We start from the raw sequence: 19218 nt of genomic DNA, 5'->3' as shown, positions 1-19218 counted from the left end.
AAGGCAAGCCGCGCAAGCCTTCGCCGCCGCCCAACCGCCCCTGTTCAACTGAGGGGGAAATTATTCCGGACAGTAGTGGGCGAAAGCCGGGACCCACTGAACGCGGGGGCCTGAGCGTGTGATGCAGAGCAGGTGGTGCCTGCAGCGGGCCCAAACGTTCCACGCTGTCGAGAGAAGCGTTGAGGCCGGGGGTATCAGGCCAAGTGTGACCGGAACGTCGCGGCGTCTGGCCACAGTGGGTCCCGGCTTTCGCCGGGATGACCCGACATTTTCCCCGGACAGTAATGGGCGAAAGCCGGGGGAGCAGTTCGACTCACAACGTCATCGGCAACCGGAACGTCAAGGTCACGTTCGGCGTGTCGGACGTGAGCCCGGCGCCGAGCGAGAAGCTCACGGTCTGCTTCTCGCTCAGGCGGTGCGAGAAGCCCAGCAGCAGCGTGCCCAATTGCAGCCGCACGTTGCCCGCGGGAATCTGGCCGTTGACCTTGGTGTGGAGCACCAGGCTGTGCTCGTAGCCGATGCTGAACGACGATTTCTCGTTGAGCGCGAGGCCCATCCCGAAGTTCACGCCGATCACGCCACCCGGGGCCACCTTGCCGATGAACGTGGGCGTGTTGTTGTTCAGCGCCGTCACGTTGTCCCGCGCGAAGCTGTGCAGGTAGCTCACGGTGCCGAACAGCACGGCGGGGTCGGACGGGTACAACACGGTCAACGCCGGTTGCAGCCCGTAGAAGCCGGAGCCGGTGGGCAGTTCGTCCTGCAGCCCCGTGATGCCTTCGGTGTTCACCTCGAACGGGTCCTTGCCGGTGCGGGTCTTGAACCGCAGGCTGCTGATGAAGTAGGGCTTGTCGGCCCCCCCGTCGTTCAGCTGGTAGCGGCCCACCAGCTCGATGTCACCGATGTCGTGGCCCTTGGCATTGAACGCCGTGTCGCTGGCCGCACCCGTGGCCAGCGGGCGGCCCACTGTGTCGTCGTTGCGCAGCACGTAGGGCAGCCGGAACTCCATCTCCGCGCGGTTGCCGAGGCCGTAGCGCCCCGCCAGCGTGGTGGTGATGCTGGTGCGCTTGACTTCGCGCACGTCGATCAGCCCGATCACGATGGCCGGGATGATGGTGTAGCCCACGAGCACGACGCGGTTGCTGGTGGAGTAGGCGTACTGGAATGACGGCTCGAACACGAACTTGCCCTTCGGCGTGAGCACGCCGGGCTGCTCGAAGAGCGGTGCCACGTCGGGCTTGCGCTGCTCCGGCGCCTGGCCTACCGGCTCGGGGCCCGAGGGCCGCGCCGACGGTTCCGGCGTGGGTGACGAGGCGCCCGCCTGCGCGATCAGCGTCGGCGGACGCGACACGGCTGGCTGGGGATCAGGGTCGACCTGACCGCGGGTCGCGCCGGCCATGCGCAAGTCGGATTCGTGGCTGCCCTGGGCATGGGCACCGACCAGGCTGCCCGTGCAGGTCGCCGCGCACAAGGCGATGCGTCCGAACTGCTGCAAGCGTTCTTGGTTCATCGAGAGTCCTCCTTCAAGGTCTGCCAGTTGACGTGGATGCCGCTGGTGGTCAGTGCGCGACGTCAGGCGCGCCTGCGGCGATTCAGGGGCCCTTGCACAGGCCCAGCACACGTTCGGCCTGACCGCACTTGGCCGCCGCGGCCGGTGCCGCCGGCGGGGGGGATGCGGCCACCGGCGCGGCGGCCGGGCAACTGCGCAACACCCGCTCGGAGGGCGGGTAGTACAGCCACCCGCGGCCGAGCGGCGGCAGGGCCAGCTCCACGTCGCGCCACTTCGGGTGGCCTTCGGTCTGGAGCAGGTTGAAGTTCTGGCACAGCGAGCGCGCGAACCTCGCCAGGTGCTCGATGGTGGGCTTGTACGTGTAGTCGTACGTGACGAGGAATGCCTTCACGGCGAGGCCGGGCACGTCCTGGTCGAGCCAGTTCGGGTAGCTGGCCGAGCGGATGGTGGCCGCCACGTACGTGCGCAACGCCGCCCGGGTGGCCGCGTGGTTGGGGTCCACCTTCAGCAGCCGCACCAGCTGCTTCGCCTCGGGTTTCATCTCGGCGAGGATCTTCGCCGGCTGGCCCGCCACGATGGCCACCACGTCGACGGTCTTGTCGGTGGCGAGCTTGACGAGGGCGTCCTCGTTCGAGAGGTAGCTGGTGCTGGCCTCGGCCAGGGGCTCGTCGTACATCAGGCGGTAGATGGTGGTGGCGCTCATGGCCGTGCCACTCTGCAGCGGGCCCACGTTGATCTTCTGGTTGCGGATCTCGTGCACGAACTGCAGCGGTGAATCCGCCCGCACGATGAAGTAGATCTCCTCGTTGTACAGCGGCACGATCACGCGCAGCGGCCGGATCAGCCGCCCCGCCTCGGCGTTGCCGCTTGATGCGTAGTCGAGGAAGGCCTGGTATACGTCGGACTGCACGATGGCGAACTTGACGCCGGTGTCGTAGCGAAGCCGGTTGACGTTGTCGGCCGAACCCTTGGAGGGAAGCACCTCGAGCGCGATGTCGGCCTCGGGGGCGACGAACTTCGCGAGGTCCTTGCCGATCTGGATGTAGGTGCCCCGTTCGGATGCCGTGACGATCTTGTAGTCTGCCGCCGCGTGCACGGCGGGGCAGACGACGAAGGCGGCGACTGCGACTGCTGCAGCCAGGAACCTTGCGACCATGGCGTTTCCCCTCGGCGTGGCCGGCTCGGGCGCGCGCTGCTTGTTGTCGAGCAATGGTGTCCGTGCCGATTGGATCGGGCGCGATCACCACGGGCTCGAAGCTTACGCCCGCCGACACCGCAATGGAGTGCCCTGACTAGGGGGGAGGAAATGGTTGCTTCGCGGCCACGTTTCCACCATCAACGGCACGCGGCGCACGCGGGCTTTCCTTCGCCGCAGAATGCGTTGGCCGCCTACTGAGGCGCGGCACCTCGTGAAGGACTCGATCATGGCAACTTCTCGTCATCGTTCCTGGCCGCTGGCCGTCGTGGCCGGCTCGCTCGCATGCCTTGCCGCCGTGGCCCTGGTGGCCTTGCGGTCGCCGCCCGCGCAGGCGCAATCGGCCTCGCTGGTGTCGCCACCCGCCTGCACCTGCTCGCCGCCCGCGTCCGTCGTCGGGAACGAGTTGCTCAACTGCACGTGCGGGGCTTTGCAGTGCGTGGTGGCAGGGAAGGGGGCCGCCGTGCAGCCGGCGCTGGTGTGCATCAAGTAGCACGTGTAGGCATCGGCCCACGCCCGATCGCGCCGATGCCTGCCTACGCCCGCACGCCAGGGGCCTAAGCTTGGGGTTCATTGCCAAGCCCGAAGGAGCCCAAGATGTCCAACTCATCGAATGCCCGCCACCCGCAGCACCCCGAGCACAACAAGCCCGGCAAGTCGGCCACCCAGAAGAACGAGGCCAAGCGCACGCCGGAAAGCCGCAACGACCGCGAGTCGCACCTGGGCAGCGACAACCAGACGAACGCGCGCAAGGGCGGTGCTGGCGGTTCGTCGCCGAACCAGTCGCATTGACCGGCCGCGGCGGCGTCAGCGAGGTGCCGCGCAGGCGTCGCGCACGAGGCCCCGCAGCCACCGGTGGGCCGCGTCGGCATCGAATCGCGGGTGCCACAGCAACGACACGGTGATGGTGGGCAGCGGCACGGGCAGCGCGAAGCTGAACATGCCGTCGCGCAGCGCCTGGGTGTGCCGTTCGGGCACGCTGGCGATCAGGTCGGATGCCCGGGCCAGCGCCAGCGCCGCGGAGAATCCGCCCACGAACGTGGCGATGTCGCGCACCATGCCGGCCTGCGCCAGCGCGTCGTCGATGGGGCCCTTGTCCCGCCCCTGGCGTGACACGGCCACGTGCCGGCCGCCGCCGTACCGTGCGGTAGTGACATCGCCCCGGCTCAGCGGGTGATCCTGCCGCACCACGCCGATGAATCGGTCGTGGAACAGGGCCTGTGCCCGCACCTCGGGGCCCGTCGCCTTTCCCACCACGCCGGTTTCCATGTCGACGCTGCCGTCGCGCAGTGGCGTGCTGTCCTTGTCCGGCTTGGGCACGAACCGCAGCCGCACGCCGGGGGCGTCGCGGGCGACACGGGCCAGCAGGCCGGGCCCGAACGTCTCCACGAACCCTTCCCGGGTGCGAAGCGTGAACGTGCGCTCGAGCTGCCGCAGGTCCAGTTGTTCGGCGGGGCGCAGCACCGCCTCGCCATCCTGCACCAGCTGCCGCACCCGTTCGCGCAGTTCGAGTGCCCGCGGCGTGGGCACGAGCCCGCGGCCGGCCCGCACCAGCAGGGGGTCGCCGGTGGACTCGCGCAGCCGCGCCAGCGCCCGGCTCATGGCCGACGGGCTGAGCCGCAGGCGCCGTGCAGCGCGCACCACGCTGCCTTCGGAGAGCAGCACGTCGAGGGTGACCAGCAGGTTGAGATCGGGCGTCGACATCCCTCGACCTTAGTGCAGTTCGATCGTGGCATGGCGTCAGGCGCAACAATAAAGTGCGACTGCTGCGCCTTCCGCTGTGTATGGCCGCGGACTACGCTTCTGACAACAGCCCGTGTCGGGTGCCACGCAGGAACGGAGTCCGAGTTGAAATCCTTGTTTGCAGGGCCTGGTGATGCCACGGCCGCACCGGCGGTGCCCGCGGTCGGCTGGGTGCTCGCCGGCCTGTCACTGTGCATGTTGATGCCCTCGCTCGGCATCAGCATTGCCAACGTGGCGCTGCCCACGCTGGCCCACGCCTTCGGTGCCACGTTCCAGGATGTCCAGTGGATCGTCCTTGCGTACCTGCTGGCCGTCACCACGCTGGTGGTCAGCGCCGGGCGGCTCGGGGATCTCATCGGCCGCCGGCGGATGCTCCTGGCTGGCATCGCGGTGTTCACGGCGGCCTCGGCCTTGTGCGCCGCGGCGCCCACGCTCGGGTTGCTGGTGGCGGCGCGGGCCGTGCAAGGTGCGGGTGCGGCCACGATGATGGCCCTCACGATGGCGTTTGTCGGCGAGACGGTGCCGAAGGCCCGCACCGGCCGTGCGATGGGCTTGCTGGGCACCATGTCCGCGTTGGGCACGGCACTCGGGCCGTCGCTCGGGGGCCTGCTGATCGCCGGGGGCGGCTGGCGTGCCCTCTTTTTTGTCAGTGTGCCGGTGGGGGCCCTGACCGGGTGGCTCGCGTTCCGTCACTTGCCGGCAGACCGCCCCCGGGCGTCCGCCACACGGGCCGGCTTCGACCCCGCGGGCACCTTGCTGCTGGCGTTGACGCTGGCAGCCTATGCGCTGGCCATGACGTGGGGACGCGGCCGGTTCGGCCTCCTGAACGGCGCGCTGCTGCTCGCAGCCTTGGTGGGGGCCGCACTGTTCGTGCGGGTCGAGGCGTGGGCCGCGTCTCCACTGGTCCGGCTGGCGATGTTCCGCGATCGTGCGCTGGTGGGCGGCCTCTCGATGGGCGCGCTCGTCTCGACGGTGATGATGGCGACGCTGGTGGTGGGTCCGTTCCACCTGTCTCGCGCCCTCGGGCTCGGCGCGGCGCAAGTCGGACTCGCCATGTCCGTGGGCCCGCTGGCGGCAGCGCTGACCGGCGTGCCGGCAGGCCGCCTGGCCGACCGGTTTGGCGCGGAGCCCATGATCTTCATGGGGCTTCTCGGCATGGCGGCCGGTGGGGCCGTGCTGGCCATGATGCCGGCGGCACGCGGTGTGGCAGGTTACCTGGCACCCATGGTGGTCATCACCGCCGGCTATGCGCTGTTCCAGGCCGCCAACAACACCGCCGTGATGGCCGATGTGTCACCGGACCGCCGCGGCGTGGTCTCGGGCTTGCTCAACCTGTCTCGCAACCTCGGGTTCATCACGGGGGCGTCGGTGATGGGGGCGGTGTTCGCGTTGGCCACGGCCAGCATCGACATCACCGCGGCAACGGCCGAGGCGGTGGGCACCGGCACGCGGATCACGTTTGCGGTTGCCACGCTGCTGGCGGTGGGGGCGCTGGTGATCGCCTGGCGTGCCCGCCGCGGTGTCAGCGGCCCGGGTTGCAGCTGCCGTTCGTGTCCCTGATGAAGCAGAACTCACCCGTCAGGCTCGAACTTTCCCACGGCACCTGGACCCGGCCGGTCTCGCGCGCCACACCCAGGCGAACCTGCTTGAACAACAGCTCGACCGGCAAGCCCGGTGACTGCATGCTGATCAGCAGGTGCTTGGTGTACAGGCTGTTCTTGTCGCCGGGGTTGTCGAGTGCGACGCCGCCCGGCGCCGTCGAGAACGCGACCATCGATCCGAGCGGTGCCTCGACCGGCGCCAGGCCCGCCGGCGTGGCGCCACGAAACTTCAGGCGCCGGCCGTCGGGACCGACGAGCTCGACCCCGGAGAACGGGTTGTTGCGGCACGCGTCGAGGATGACGATGTTGATGCCTTGTTTCGTGTCCCCCAGGCGATCGAGCAGCTCGTTGAGGTCGGCGCTCTTGGCCACCACCTCGTCCTCGCCACGGATTTCCGTGTCGACGGGCAGCAGGTAGTTGCGCCCCTTCAGCTGCAGGCCATGGCCGGCGTAGTAGACGACGCGCACGCTGGCCGATCGGGTGCTCAGCGAAAACTGGCGGAACGATTCGATCAGGTCGCGCAGCGAGGTGTTCTCGCGCAGCAAGACCTCGAAGCCCAGCGCGCGCAGCGACGCGGCCACGGCCTGCGCGTCATTGACCGGGTTCTTCAGTACCCCCACGCGATACGCGCTGTTGCCGATGACGAGCGCAACCTTGCGCTCGCCGGCAACGGCGGAAGCGCCAGGGGCCGCCAGGCAGGGCACACCGGCCGCTGCGAGCGCCAGGCCCGCACACAGTCGACGCCGGGCGGCTTGCATGGCGGCTCCGGTCACTGCCGCGCCGGCAGCGCGTCGACGACGGTCACCGCATCGACGATGGCGCTCGCGGCCAGCTTGTCGCTGCTGGCCGGCAGCTGCTGCTCGGGCACGCGAACGTAGTAGTCGCCGAGCTGGCCCGGGCCGGCGGCCAGGCTGCCATGCACTGCGACCAGCAGCATGCGGATGTCGGTCTCGCGTGCATCTGCCTTGAAGTTCACCTTGAGGTACGGCCCCTTCTCGACCACGGTCGGGTGGAGCGCGCGGATCTCGGTGTAGTCGTCGCGCTGGAGCACCAGCGTGGCGATCACGGCGGTCTGCAGGGCGACCACGGCCATCGCGCCGGCGAATGCCGGCCGCAGCATCGGTTGCGGGAGGACACCCACCAGCCAATCCCGCAGCCGCTCCAGCGGGGAAGTTGACGCCGGCTGCCTCGCGCCCCGCGATGCCGGACGCGAAGCACGGATGCGTTGCAGCGTGCGCGCCATGCCGACCTCGCTCGAGACCGCCGGAACGTCTTCACGCAGGCGGGTCTGCAGCGATTCGTACCACTGCAATTCGGCACCCGCCGACGGGTGCTCGTGCAGATAGTCGTCGACCCAGGCGCGGTCGGCGGCGGACAGGGTGCCGTTGGCGTAGAACGGGAGCAGTTCGTCGAAGCGGGGTTTCATGATGCAGCTCCTGAAGGGCCTGCAGCGCCGGCGAGCGGATCGCCCTCGCGTTGAAGCAGCAGGCGCAGGCAGTTCTTCAGCTTCTGCCGCGCATGGAAGAGGCGTGTCTTCACGGTGTTCTCCGGGCACGCTTGCAGCGAGGCGACCTCGGCCAGCGAGAGCCCTTCATAAAACACCAGGTGCACGCACTCGCGGTGCTCGTTCGACAGCTTGGACATGCAATGACGGACGCCCTCGCTGCGTTGCCGGCCGGCCAGGATCTCGAACGCGTGCGGCTCGTCGGCCGCGACGGTTTCGGCCATGGCGTCGATGTCGTCATGGATCGTGTCGGGCTTGCGCCCGCGGAACGCCATCAGCACCTTGTTGCGCGCGATCCCGATCAGCCAGGTGCTGAACTGCGATTCACCGCGGAACCGTGCGGGCTGGCGCCACACTTCGTACAGGGTGTCGGACACGATTTCCTCCGCCTGGGCCGGGTCGCCAAGTTGCCTCAACACGTAAGCGTAGAGCTTGCGCGAGAAGGCGCGGTAGAGGTGGCGGAACGCCTCTTCATCGGCCTGTTCGATCCGGCCGAGCAGGCGTAGCACCTCGTCGTTGTCCATTCTTGTTGCGCCGGGAGCGCCTGCGCTGAGGGTGGTGCGTACATGGTAATCGCCTGGATTGTTGGTTGGGAGTGGGGCGTGCGCGCGGCGGCGTGGAACCCGGGCCTCACTCGCCGCGAAATTGAACGCGGCGCTGCTCGGCGGCATGGGGGGCGAGGTCGGGCAGCATGCCGCGCTGGCCCATGCCGACGACCCGCAGGCGGGCAGGGTCAATGCCGTGCGCCGCGACCAGGTACTGCTTGACCGACTGAGCGCGCCGTTGCGACAGCTGCTCGTTGTATTGCGCCGTCCCGGCCGCGTCCGTGTGGCCTTCGATGGTCACCGGCTGGGCAGCCGGCAGCATGCGGATGCCTTCGGCCAGCGCGTCGAGCTGCCGGCGCGCCGCGGGCTGGATCTCTGCCGAGTCGAATCCGAACTGCACGGGCAGCGCGAGCGCCGACGGGCCTTTGGGCTCCGATGGGCCGGCCGCGTCCGTGGCAGCCGAGTCGTCGTCGACCGTCGCCACGCGCTCGGCCGGTGCCGGCTTGCCGGCCCGGACGCCGTCGAGCAGGCGCAGCGAACGCATCTTGATGGCCGGGCGCGCTTCCGGCGCGCCGAGGATGCGGGCCACGTCGCCCGGGTCCACCGTTTCGGTGGGGCCGTACACGCGCACGTCCTGCGCGAGAGCGGGTCCCGCGAATGATGCGAGGACGAGGGCGGCGAGGATCAGGCTGCGGTGCGACATGGTGAAGGCCTCGAAGAGGGTGGACTCCCGACTGGGTTGCAGGTCCGGCGCCAGAGGTTCATTTTTTTTGCCAAGTGAACGGCAGCTGGAGCACCGTCCTCAACAGTGAGGAAGCGCCAATGCAGATGACAGCGCAGGATGCGTGGCGTGTAGGTGGTCACGGCAACGGAAGGGGCAGGTATGAGTCATCAGGACCGAACGCCACCAGATCGAGTGATCTGTGCCGGGCACGCTCTCACGCGCGCCGGGCGCCGCTTGCTCGTGCCGCCACTGCTTGGTTTCCTGATTGCGAGTTGCGTATCAATCACCGAGCCGCCCAAGAGCGGCAATGTGCTCGACCCCGTCGTGGCGAAGGTCAAGGTCGGCAATGCCTGCGGCGCGTCCTTCCACGCCTTGTTGGATGGCGTGGATGTCACGTCGCAGTTTTCCCCCGCTTCGCCGTCGTCAGTCGTCACCGAAGCGAGTTTTTCGGGACTGGCCAGCGGCATGCACACGCTCACCGCCAGTGCCGGTGTGCAACATTGGCTCTTCTTTTCCTACTGTGCCACCGCCAGCGATACCACGACTTTCAATGTGAACAGGGACACACCGTATATGGCCGACTGCCGTGCGAACGGCGTGCCTATTCCGCCGGACTGGGCTGAAACCGATACCGCCTGGGTCCATCAGGGCAACCTCAACACCAACGGCGGCGGCACCAATCTTCTGCAAGGCGCTACGGATGCCCACGTATGGACCTACACCGATCCCAACGTTCGAGGCGCTTGCGTCGCGCTGCCACGTGGCGCCGGTGACCCTGGCAGCCTGGCCGGCATCATCTGCCAGAGCGCCACAACGGGCAAAGCTTGCTTCTGGGACAACCAACTCAAATCCGATCCAACCAGTGTTCTGGGGTGGCGCGGGCAAAAATTGGTCATCTCGGATTTGGTGGACGGCACGAACTTCGCGGCCGGCGGCAATGTCGGCGGGCCCTGTGCCCGCTGCCATAGCGGAGACAATGTATTTTTGATGTCTCCGGACGATCCGACATGGGCCAAAGTATTGCGTGGGCCGCTGAACGGCGGCCCCAGCGGCGGCAAGTTCACGACCCAAGTAGACAGTGGCCGATATACCCCCCTGCCGGTAGCTGCAGGCTGGACCAATTCGGTGGCGGCCGGAGGCAATTGCGGCGCTGGCTGCCATGAACTGCCGCCTGCCAACATCAGGTCGATGCGCGACAGCGTCAACGACATACCGCCTCTCAACCGGATGCCTATGCGGCCCGCCTGCGGTTCGGGCAGCGGCTGTTACGGCACGCCATGAAGCCAGGGATGGCGATGCGCTCAAAACCCCATCGTGCGAGAAGCTCATCATGAGAAATAAAGCCGTCAGTGGCGCAGCGAGCCTTTTGCTGAGCGCCGCACTCGGGTGGTCGAGCGCCGCGGTGGCCCAGGTACAAGAGCCGATCGCTTTCATCGGGCACGGCGCGATGTTCGACGAGGCGGGCAATCTGATCCAAGCCACGCCGGCCTTCATCGAGAAAGCACAAATCTACTACCTTGAGAACCTGTCCGCGCGACTCCAACCTGCGCAGAAGAGACTATTCGACACCGAGCGCGCGCGCTATCTCGATACCTCTAAACGCCCACGCGATGAAGGGGGTCAGGCAGGAAACAAGCAGGACACCCTCATCATCAACGCTGCGTTGATCGACTGGCTGATCAAGGAAATCCCCCTCGCCGACGCTGGCGACCTCCAGGGAAAGAACAACCTCATCAAAGCCAAGCTGCGCTATCGGGTCTTTCCGCCGGAGATCGGCGCACCCTATGCGGCGCCCAAGGAGCTGTTGAATCTACTGAGGTATCAATCGCCCCCTCCCGACGCAAGAAAGAATTAGCGAACCGCATCGAGGTTTTTCTTGTTCACACCTTCTCAGTTGAGCTTGGCCTCCATCAGCTCGAACGAGCTGGCTTCGCGCAATACGTTGCCCACGCGCGTGGAGATCGTCTGCTTGACGATGCGCTTGACCTCGGGCGCGTACCAGACGATCTGCTCGGTGAGCACCGCGCTGCGGGTTCCTCCGCGTGTCTGGACGCCCTGGCCGCGCAACACCAGCTTCGTGGCGCGGAAGCGCCCGGCAGCAACCGTCACGTCCTCTTCGCCCTCGACGCTGACCTTCATGGGCACCAGCACCTGGCCGATGCGGCGCTGCTGGTCGACGATGACCTGGCCGGCGCGCAGCAGCCCGGAAGCCTGCAAGTAGGGGGCGAACTCGGGCGGCGCGAGCGTCCAGTCGGGCAGCGCATGGAAGCCCAGGCTGCGTGGTGCGAGCGCGGTGCGCACCTGCGCGTCGGAGGTCGTGGTCCAGGTTTCGGCGACGCCCTCGTCGGTGACCGCGTTGACGCGCGCCGTGACGTACAGGTCACCGAGGCGGAACTGGTCCTGCACGCGGTAGCGCCAGGTGTCGCCGGGGCGCGGCAGCAGCTCCGGGCGCGCCGCCTGCGGTGCCGCCGGCGCAACCTGGGACGCCGGTGCAGCTGCCGGAGGCGCTGGGGGGGCGGGTGCGAGCGCGGCGATGCGTGTCTGCGCCAGCATGGCGAAGCGGCCATTCGGATACTGGCGCAGGTAGGCGCGGTATTCGTCGGCACGGTTCGATGCCTGGATGCTGTTCCAGAACGCCAGTTCACCGGCGGCCTCCTGGTCCGGTGCCGGCTCGCGCGCGGCTGCCGCCACACCGGGAACGAAGGCGAACTCGCCTTGCAGCGACGAGCTCTCCCACGGCACCTGCTGCTGCTGCGTGTCTTTCACCACGCCTTCGCGCACCCGCTTGAAGACGCTCTCGACGGGCAAGCCGGGGGTGAGCAGGTGCTTGGAGAGGTAGAGGGCATACAGGCTGTTGGCGCTGGTGCCGGTGCCGCTGTCGGCGGCGAGCTTGCCGGGCGCGGTGGCGAACGCCAGCAGTGTGCCCACGGGCGCGTCCATCTGCGCCAGGCCACGCGGTGCCGCCACGGTCTTGCCCGCGAAGGGGTTGTTGCGGCAGGCATCGAGGATGACGATGTTGATCCGGCTGCGCGCCGCCGACATGCGCCCGAGGATGAAGCTCAGGTCGATGCCGCTGATCGGGATCTCGTCTTCGCTGCGGATCTCGGCGTCCACCGGGATCAGGTAGTTGCGGTCGCGCAGCTGCAGCCCGTGCCCGGCGTAGTACAGCACGGCGATGGTGTTTTCGTTGAGCCGGTTGCCGAACTCGCGCAGCGCGCCCAGCAGCGCGGTCCGGTCCAGGTTCTCGCGCACGGTCACGTTGAATCCGGCGCGTTGCAGGCTCGAGGCGACCAGGCGGGCGTCGTTGATCGGGTTGTCCAGCGGGTCGGTGCGATAGGCGGCGTTGCCGATCACCAGCGCGAGGCGCTCTTCGGTCGTGGCGATGCCCCGCGCCGGCTGCGCGAAGGCCGCCGGCCAGGTCAGGGCACAGCACAGCAGCGCGACGATCGCGCCCAGGCGTCGGCAACGAAGTCCAATCGGCAGAAAGGCGGCTTTCATGGCATGTGCGCAGTCACAGGTCGCACCCGTCATCGTCCGGTGCGAGCAACAATGAGCCGAAGGCCCCCGGCGGCGGCAGCGCGCCAAAGCAGTGGAATTGCGCGGCCTGCATGGCGTCACCGCACCACCACAAGCTGATCGTCTGCGGCCTGTGCGGTGCAAGCCACGTGGCGGCCAGCCGCTGCACCTGCAGGTCGGCCGGCACCTCGGCGGGCAGCGGCGCCACCTGTGCGAGTTCGGCGTCCAGGTCGTCGGCGCTGAAGTTGACGTCCAGCACCTTGCGGCCCGCGGCGTCGATCGCGCGAAACCAGGCGCTCGCGGCCAGCACCGCCGCCAGGGTGTGATCCGGCAATGCCGCGGCGATCGTCAACGGAAAGTAGCGGCCGACACCGTCGACGCTGGGCATCAGTGCGCCGGCCCAGCCGGTGTCGCCGAGCAGCCGCGGCGCGAGCCAGAACCGGCGTACCGGGGCCACCAGATAACGCGCCGGCCACGCGGCACCGAGATCGGCGCGCGCCCTGGCCATGCCGGACTGCAGCCAATCGTCCCAGGCACGGATGAAGTCGTCCGGCAGCCGCCGCGACACGAAGTCGCCGACGTACGGCATCTTGCCGAACCAGCCGGGGCCGGGCGATGGACTTACAACCGCTTCGGACACTGGAACTGCTCCAGATCCTGACGCATCAGCGGATTCAGCGGCGTCGCGCTGCGCACCTCGAAGCGTGCGGTGCGTCCTTCGATGTCGAGCACGAACTGCGCGCGGTCGGGCGCTGCGCCCGGTTCGATCCGCACCCGGTCGAACAACCGGAACAGCGCCCAGGGCCCCTCGAACACGAAGCTCGAGGCATTGCCTCCGGCAGCCGGCGTCATCTGGAGGTGAACGCGCCGGGCAGCACCGGGGGGGCCCGGCCACTTGATGCTGAGCGCGCTCTTCTGTTCGCGGCCGAAGCGCATGGCCTGACCGTCGACCTCGAGCGTCAGCCCCTTCACCGCGGGGTCCAGCTCGATCAGCCTGAACGCCAGCGACGTGCCCAGCGCGCGGCCACCATCGCTGAAGAACGCTTGCCGAATCGATTGCGCACGCTGGAACTGCGGCAATGACTCGCCAGGTTCGGCGTGTGCACCGTCGGCGCGACGAAACGCCCACACACGCGCCGACGTGTCGACGTAGGGCGCGAGATGGCGCTGGTAGAAGCCATCGAGCAGGCCGCCGGCGGCGAAGGTCTTGGCGAAGTCCTCGCGCGAGATCTCTTCGGTGCCGTTGCGCACGACCGGATAGCGGCCCGCCGTGGCGCGCGTGCATGGTGCGGCCACCTCCTCGGCCAGCTGCCGGCCCAGCGGCACGCGAAGTGCCGTGAAGGCCTGGCCGGAGCTCGTCTGTGCCAGCTGGGTGAGCATGTGGCGCACCGGCTCGGGGGCGCGTTGCGCCGCGACGTGGAGTTCGCGGATCACGTCGCTCGCCGGTGGCGCCGTCTGGCGTTTCACCGCGTCATCGACCGAGCTCAGGTACGAGGCCAGTCGCCCGAGCAGCGCCAGCGACGCGTCCATCGGCGAGCTGGGGCCGCCGACGAACTGCCGCAGGGCATCGAACTGCGGATCGACGAGACGATCGTCGGCGCGCGCCGGTGCGGCGGCGTTCGGCGCGCCGACACTGACCTCGCGGACGACGCCTCGCAGCACCGCCTGAAGCGGCGAATCCACGCGCGAGAGCAGTTGCGCCTGGTCGGCACTTGCCGCGAGGGTGGGCGTGGGGGCGAGGCGCAGGTCATTGACGAACTCGCTCCACAGCCGGGTGTAGTCGGCGGTGTACAGGCGTTCGATCTCTTCGGTCATCCGGGCCTGCGCCGCCGGTTCCAGCACGTTCGCGGCCGAGCTGCCGAGCACCCAGCTCTGCTCCCCGGCGAGCTGGCGCAGCACGTCTTGCGTGCGCGGTCGAAACGTCTGCTGGAACACTGCGCGGGAGTACAGGCCGGGCACGCCATGGCTGAGGGGCTGGCCGCTCGCGCGCGTGAACACGCTGCGCGCCGCCGGCCCCGCCGCGGCGTCGAGGGTGAAGGGCGTGACCTCCGCGCCGAGGTCGAGCTGCTTCAGGCGGCCGTACACCCGCTGCGCGAGCGGCACCCCGGCGACCAGCCGGCGCGCGTCCGCCACGATCTGCGGCTGGGCTTGCGACGGCGCGCCGACTTCCCCACCGGCGAGCAGGTGATCGAGGTGCTGGCGCAGCGCGTCGCGATCGGCCGGGCTGACCGAGGCGGGCAAGGTGAGGTCCCAGTCCGCCGAGAGGAATGCGCGCAACGCCGCCCGATCGAAGTTCTTGCCGCCGAACAGCATCTGGTACGCCTTCAGATCCTCGTAGAGGCGTTCGGTGTGGTCGCGGTCGCCAGCGCGCAACCGGTCTTCGAGCCGCGCGGCGATGCGTGGCAGGAACGCGTCCTTGAGCAGGCGCTCATAGGCGTCGTGCGCCGCGGCGCCAAGCATCTCGGCGCCGTTCAGGCGCACACCCAGCCACGCGGGCCACGGGCCGGTCGCCGTGTCACCGGCCGGCACGAGTGCGCGCAGCGATTGCATGGGCGGCAGCAACCCGGCGAGGTCGGTGGCCGGCGTGCCTTTCGCGGCGGCAACTTCACGCCCCAGCACCGTCACCCGATCGGCGATCGCGGCCAGGTGGGCCTGGCCGTTGCTGTAGGCGTGTCCCGAGAGCGCGCCGGCGGCAACGACGAGACACGCCGTCGCACCGGTCAGCCCCCACGCGAGCCACGCGCGGCGCCGCTGCCAGCGCAGGTTGGTCCCGGCCAGGCCGGCTTCCTTGAGCACCACATCGCGCAGCATCCGCGTCACGAAGAAGGCCTTGGCGCTGGAGCGCGCCGGCAGGACGATCCGGCCCGACAGGCCTAGCGCGCGGGCCAGGCCACCGATGGCGCGGTCCATCGGCGTGCCTTCCTGCGTCGCGCTCGTGAAGTACAGGCCGCGCAGGAACGGGCGCGGCCCGTCGCGGCCTTCGCCGAAGATGACCGGCAGCAGCTCGAGCAGCGTCTGGTGCAGGACGCGCCACTGCTGCGGGAACGTGTAGATCGCGGCGCGCCGGTCACGGTCGTATTCGGCCTGCAACCGATCGATCAGGCATTCGTCCAGGCGCTGTTCGAGCGCGACGAGATCGCTGGGCATGCGCGCCAAGGGGTCGTCCGAGGTCTCGTCGGTGTCGTACGGGAAGGTCACGCCCCAGACCTGCGCGCGCTCGTCCTTGTCGAAGTCGGCAAAGAACTCGATGAAGCCGGCCAGCAGGTCGGTCTTGGTGACCATCACATAGATCGGCAGGCGGATGCCCAGGCGGGCATGCAACTCGTCGATGCGCCCGCGCAGTTCGCGCGCATGCGCCAGCCGCTTGGCCGGGTCGGCCGTCAGCAGGTCGCTGACGCTGAGGGTGAGCAGCACGCCGTTGATGGGCCGGCCCGGCCGGTACTTCACCAGCAGGTCGAGGAAGCCGAGCCAGGCGCCGCGGTCGGCCGCCCGGTTGCTGTCCTGCGTGGTGTAGCGGCCGGCGGTGTCGATGAGCACGGCGTCGCTCGTGAACCACCAGTCGCAGTTGCGCGTACCGCCGATGCCGCGGATCATCTTGCCGCCGATCTGCGCCTCGAGCGGGAACTGCAGCCCGGAGTGGACGAGCGCCGTCGTCTTGCCGGCCCCCGGCGCACCGATGATCACGTACCAGGGCAGCTCGTAGACATAGGGGCGCCCGCCGAACCGGGAACCCTTGGTGCCGACGCGGCGGCGCTTCAACAGCGCGGCGGCCCGTGCGAAACGCTCGCTGATCACCTCGACTTCCTTGGCGCCAGGCGCAGCCGCGGCAGCTTCCACGGGCGCGGCAGCTGCCGCCGGCCCGGCCAGTCCGTCCATCAGCAGCCGGTTGTTGCGGCCGGCCTGCGCCGTGCGCCACAGGACGTAGGCGGCCGCGAGCACGAGCACGGCGGTGACGGCGATCCAGCGCGCGCGCTCGCCCGCCAGCGGGGCCACGCCGCCGATCGCGGCCAGAGGCCCGACGAACCAGACCAGCGCGAGCGCCGACGCCACGCCGGCGGCCGTCGCCAGGGCGTGCATCAGCGGGTGTGCGGACCTGCGGTTCATGGTGTCTGGCGGGCAACGCGGTGGCGGGCGCTCAAGCGTCGGGCCGCACCAGCTGCAACTCGATCTCGATGCGCCGGTTCATCGCCTGCTCGGCCGGCGGGCCGCCGCGCACGCGCGGCTCGACATCGGCACGCCCCTCGGCGCGTGCACGATCGGGCGGCAGCCCCTGCTGCACGAGGCCGTCGAGCGCGGCCTGCGCGCGTGCCCGCGACAGGTTCCAGTTCGACGGGAACTGCAGCGAGCCGGTGGGGGCGCTGTCGGTGTGCCCGATCACGACCACCTGGCCTTGCAAACCACTCAACGCGCGCGCGATGTGCCCCAGCGTTTCGAGCTGGCGCGGGTCGACGCGTGCACCGCCGGCCTCGAACAGCGTGTCGGCCGGCAGCGTGACCACCGATCGCAACGGCTCGTCGCGCACGTCGATCGCTCCACGGGCGATGTGGGCCTGAAGCAGGGGTGCCAGGCGCGGTTTCGAGGCCACCGCGGGGCGCTCGACGCTCAACCCGGCGGCCAGGTCGTGAATCTGCCTGAAGACCGGCTGCGCGAGGCGGTCGAGCTGCGCGTTCACCAGCAACACGATGCCCAGCACGAGGGCGGCACCGACCGCCAGTACCGCCCACACCGGCAAGCCCGACAGATCCTTGTTGCCGCGCGTGGCCACGCCCTCCCAGTGCAGCGCGAGCGTGCGCACCGGCTGCCGCTGCGCGGCCGGGTGAATGGCGTGCAGCACACGCTCGGCGATGGCATCGAGCTGCTCGCGTCCGTTCGGCGTGCCGCGAAAGCGGCCCTCGAAACCGAGTGCGAGGCAGATGTAGAACAGCTCGAGCAGGTGGCGATTCGCCGTGACGTCCTGGCTCAGGCGATCGAGCAGCGTGAACACCTTCTCGCCGCCCCAGCGCTCGTCGTGAAACGCCTGCAGCAGGTTGGCCTCGGCCCACACGCCGCCCGCGCCCCAGGGCGTCGCATCGACCACCTCGTCGATGAAGGTGCAGAGCAGATAGCGGGCGGCGCTGATGTGCTGCGCCGACATGCCGGCGCCGGCGGCCAGGGCCTCGAACTCGCCGACCCGCTCCAGAAGCTGGCGCCGCAAGCCGGCCGGGTCGGCGTGTGCGGCGGTTGCGCGCAATTGCGCCACCAGCGCGAGCAGCACGCTGGCCGAACTCAGCAGCGGGTTGACGCCCGCGACGCGCCGCTGCAGTTCGGCCGCCGCCCCGGACTTGGCGGCCCGCGCCGCACCGGCGCGCGGCTGCACCACCGTGGCCTGGCCGCCGGGCGTGGGCATCCGGATCGTGTGGGCCGCGTCGAGCGGGAAGAGGGTGCGGTCGTCTTCAGCCATCACGTGTTGCCTCTGTGGACCCGCGTCACCTGCCGGAAGCGCCCGCGTCGCGCAGGAATCGCTCGCGCTGCGATGGGTTCTCGAGGTTGCGCGACACTTCGACGAAGAAATCCTGCCGGCTCCCGCCCGGCGTCGCCGCCCGTTTGGCGACCACACGTGCGATCGGGCCGATGTAGGGCGTCAGCAATTTCATGGCGAGGTCCACGTCTTCGAGCGTGACCGACGGGCCCGATGCCAACGCCGTCGAGGGGGGCGGGGGGCTCGCGTGCCCGGGCGGCAAGACCAGGGAGCGCCCGGTCACGGCACGTGTGAACGCTTCGCGGTCGGCGTCGCTGTCGAGCGATCCGAGCAACTCGCGCACGAGGGAATCGACGTCCTTGTAGGTGCGCGCGGCGCGCCGAACCAGCACTTTCGCGACCGGGCCGATGAAGCGCGCCAGTTCGATCTCGATGCCACCGAGCACCGGAATGCTCCAGTCGCTCGGTGGCATCGTGCTGCTCGGAAATGCCGACGACTTGGCAGCGGACGGCGTGCCGGGTTCGACCCCGACTGCCCGCACGACGTTGGAGATGATCGTGGCCTCGGAGATCGTGCTCGACACCGGATGCGCATACTCGGCCAGCAGCGCCGCGCGGAAGGCGCCGGCGCTCTGGAAGCGCTGGTCCGGCGACTTCTCGAGTGCGCGAGCGACGACGTCGTCGTAGCACGGCCAGCCGCGCGAATGCGGCACCGTCGAGGGCGGTATCGGGTCGTCGTAGCAGACGTCGTGCATGATCGCTTCGGGCCGGCCGCGAAAGGGCGCCCGCCCGGCCAGCAGCTCGTACAGCAGCACGCCCGCCGCGAAGATGTCGATGCGGTGGTCGACCGGCGCGTTCAGGTAGTACTCGGGCGCGATGTAGCCGGGCGTGCCCATCAGCATGTTGGTGCGCGTGCGGTCGGAGGATTCGATCCGCGCGATTCCGAAGTCGGCCAGCTTGATGCGGCCGTTTTTCATGATGATGATGTTGGCGGGCTTGATGTCGCGATGCCAGACCGAGTTGGCGTGCGCGAACTCGAGCGCGTCGAGCAGCTGCGCCATGATGCTCACGGTGTCGCGCTCGTCGAAGCGGGTGCCTTGCGACTGGTACTCGCGCAGCGTGTTGCCTTCCACGTACTCCATGGCGATGAAGGCGTACTCCTCGTCCTCGCCGTACTCGTAGATCGCGACGATGCCCGGGTGGTTGAGCGCGCCGGCCGCCTGCGCTTCACGGCGGAAGCGCTCCGACAACGACTCGGCCCGTTCGTCGTCTTCGATCAGCTCCTTGCGGATGGTCTTGATCGCGACCGGCCGCTTGATGACCGGGTCGCGGCCCAGGTACACGATTCCCATGGCGCCCTTTCCAAGCACTTGGGAGATGGGGTATTTGCCGAGACGTTGTGGAATATTCATTTGGCAACGGCGGG

General features: G+C 69.1%; 17 protein-coding genes. 5 read left to right on the top strand and 12 right to left on the bottom strand.

All coding sequences use genetic code 11. The annotated features are described in order from the left end of the window. Positions 1–313: 313 nt before the first annotated feature. On the bottom strand, positions 314–1507 hold the full coding sequence (locus ASC87_RS23540) for a hypothetical protein (RefSeq protein ID WP_056668399.1): 1194 nt from the start codon (positions 1505–1507) through the stop codon (positions 314–316). A gap of 82 nt (positions 1508–1589) precedes the next feature. Then, a complete protein-coding gene (locus ASC87_RS23535; RefSeq protein ID WP_056668408.1) occupies positions 1590–2663 on the bottom strand; it encodes a TAXI family TRAP transporter solute-binding subunit in 1074 nt (357 codons plus the stop codon). 268 nt (positions 2664–2931) lie between these two features. On the opposite strand from ASC87_RS23535, the gene ASC87_RS32110 reads away from it, so the two are divergent. After that, positions 2932–3195 (top strand): hypothetical protein, encoded by a 264-nt coding sequence (locus ASC87_RS32110; protein ID WP_157604277.1) that lies wholly within the window; start codon positions 2932–2934, stop codon positions 3193–3195. 104 nt (positions 3196–3299) lie between these two features. Further along, positions 3300–3494, top strand: coding sequence for a hypothetical protein (locus ASC87_RS23525; RefSeq protein WP_056668392.1), 195 nt, complete (start codon positions 3300–3302; stop codon positions 3492–3494). Between the two features lie 15 nt (positions 3495–3509). On the opposite strand, the gene ASC87_RS23520 is transcribed toward ASC87_RS23525, so the two are convergent. Further along, complete coding sequence (locus ASC87_RS23520; protein ID WP_056668390.1) at positions 3510–4406, bottom strand: LysR family transcriptional regulator; 897 nt, start codon at positions 4404–4406, stop codon at positions 3510–3512. Positions 4407–4640: 234 nt separating this feature from the next. Here ASC87_RS23520 and ASC87_RS23515 point away from each other — a divergent pair, with 234 nt between their 5' ends. Then, positions 4641–6005 (top strand): MFS transporter, encoded by a 1365-nt coding sequence (locus ASC87_RS23515; protein WP_235582265.1) that lies wholly within the window; start codon positions 4641–4643, stop codon positions 6003–6005. Here the strand turns inward: ASC87_RS23515 and ASC87_RS23510 are convergent. The 4 genes from ASC87_RS23510 to ASC87_RS23495 are packed head-to-tail and all read right to left on the bottom strand — an operon-like array spanning position 5968 to position 8798. Continuing rightward, positions 5968–6804, bottom strand: a complete 837-nt coding sequence (locus ASC87_RS23510) for a caspase family protein (RefSeq protein ID WP_056668383.1) — start codon at positions 6802–6804, stop codon at positions 5968–5970. The genes ASC87_RS23515 and ASC87_RS23510 overlap by 38 nt on opposite strands. Positions 6805–6815: 11 nt before the next feature. Beyond that, a complete protein-coding gene (locus ASC87_RS32105; RefSeq protein ID WP_056668380.1) occupies positions 6816–7472 on the bottom strand; it encodes a hypothetical protein in 657 nt (218 codons plus the stop codon). Further along, positions 7469–8221, bottom strand: coding sequence for a sigma-70 family RNA polymerase sigma factor (locus tag ASC87_RS23500; protein ID WP_082568892.1), 753 nt, complete (start codon positions 8219–8221; stop codon positions 7469–7471). The genes ASC87_RS32105 and ASC87_RS23500 overlap by 4 nt, the downstream gene beginning before the upstream one ends. Further along, entirely contained in the window at positions 8181–8798 is a 618-nt protein-coding gene (locus ASC87_RS23495) for an OmpA family protein (RefSeq protein ID WP_056668374.1), read from the bottom strand. The genes ASC87_RS23500 and ASC87_RS23495 overlap by 41 nt, the downstream gene beginning before the upstream one ends. Positions 8799–8978: 180 nt before the next feature. Between ASC87_RS23495 and ASC87_RS32100 the strand changes: the two genes are divergently transcribed. After that, positions 8979–10100, top strand: coding sequence for a hypothetical protein (locus ASC87_RS32100; protein WP_157604275.1), 1122 nt, complete (start codon positions 8979–8981; stop codon positions 10098–10100). A 49-nt stretch (positions 10101–10149) separates the two neighbouring features. Continuing rightward, complete coding sequence (locus ASC87_RS23490) at positions 10150–10674, top strand: hypothetical protein (RefSeq protein ID WP_157604273.1); 525 nt, start codon at positions 10150–10152, stop codon at positions 10672–10674. 35 nt (positions 10675–10709) lie between these two features. Here the strand turns inward: ASC87_RS23490 and ASC87_RS23485 are convergent, their stop codons facing one another. The 5 genes from ASC87_RS23485 to ASC87_RS23465 are packed head-to-tail and all read right to left on the bottom strand — an operon-like array spanning position 10710 to position 19204. Further along, positions 10710–12317: a caspase family protein gene (locus ASC87_RS23485; protein WP_056668368.1), complete on the bottom strand. Its 1608-nt coding sequence runs from the start codon at positions 12315–12317 to the stop codon at positions 10710–10712. Between the two features lie 13 nt (positions 12318–12330). Next, complete coding sequence (tagF, locus tag ASC87_RS23480) at positions 12331–12975, bottom strand: type VI secretion system-associated protein TagF (protein ID WP_157604271.1); 645 nt, start codon at positions 12973–12975, stop codon at positions 12331–12333. After that, positions 12957–16439 carry a type VI secretion system membrane subunit TssM gene (gene tssM, locus ASC87_RS23475; protein WP_082568890.1) on the bottom strand — a complete coding sequence of 1161 codons (3483 nt, stop codon included), beginning with the start codon at positions 16437–16439 and terminating at the stop codon, positions 12957–12959. The genes tagF and tssM overlap by 19 nt, the downstream gene beginning before the upstream one ends. Positions 16440–16470: 31 nt before the next feature. Then, complete coding sequence (icmH, locus tag ASC87_RS23470; RefSeq protein ID WP_056668359.1) at positions 16471–17775, bottom strand: type IVB secretion system protein IcmH/DotU; 1305 nt, start codon at positions 17773–17775, stop codon at positions 16471–16473. A 25-nt stretch (positions 17776–17800) separates the two neighbouring features. Further along, positions 17801–19204: a serine/threonine-protein kinase gene (locus tag ASC87_RS23465; protein WP_082568889.1), complete on the bottom strand. Its 1404-nt coding sequence runs from the start codon at positions 19202–19204 to the stop codon at positions 17801–17803. Between the last annotated feature and the right edge of the window lie 14 nt (positions 19205–19218).

The organism is Rhizobacter sp. Root1221 (assembly GCF_001425785.1).
Taxonomy (GTDB): domain Bacteria; phylum Pseudomonadota; class Gammaproteobacteria; order Burkholderiales; family Burkholderiaceae_C; genus Rhizobacter.
The sequence above is the reverse complement of the archived record's forward strand: the minus strand, read 5'-3'. Positions and strand labels throughout refer to the sequence as shown.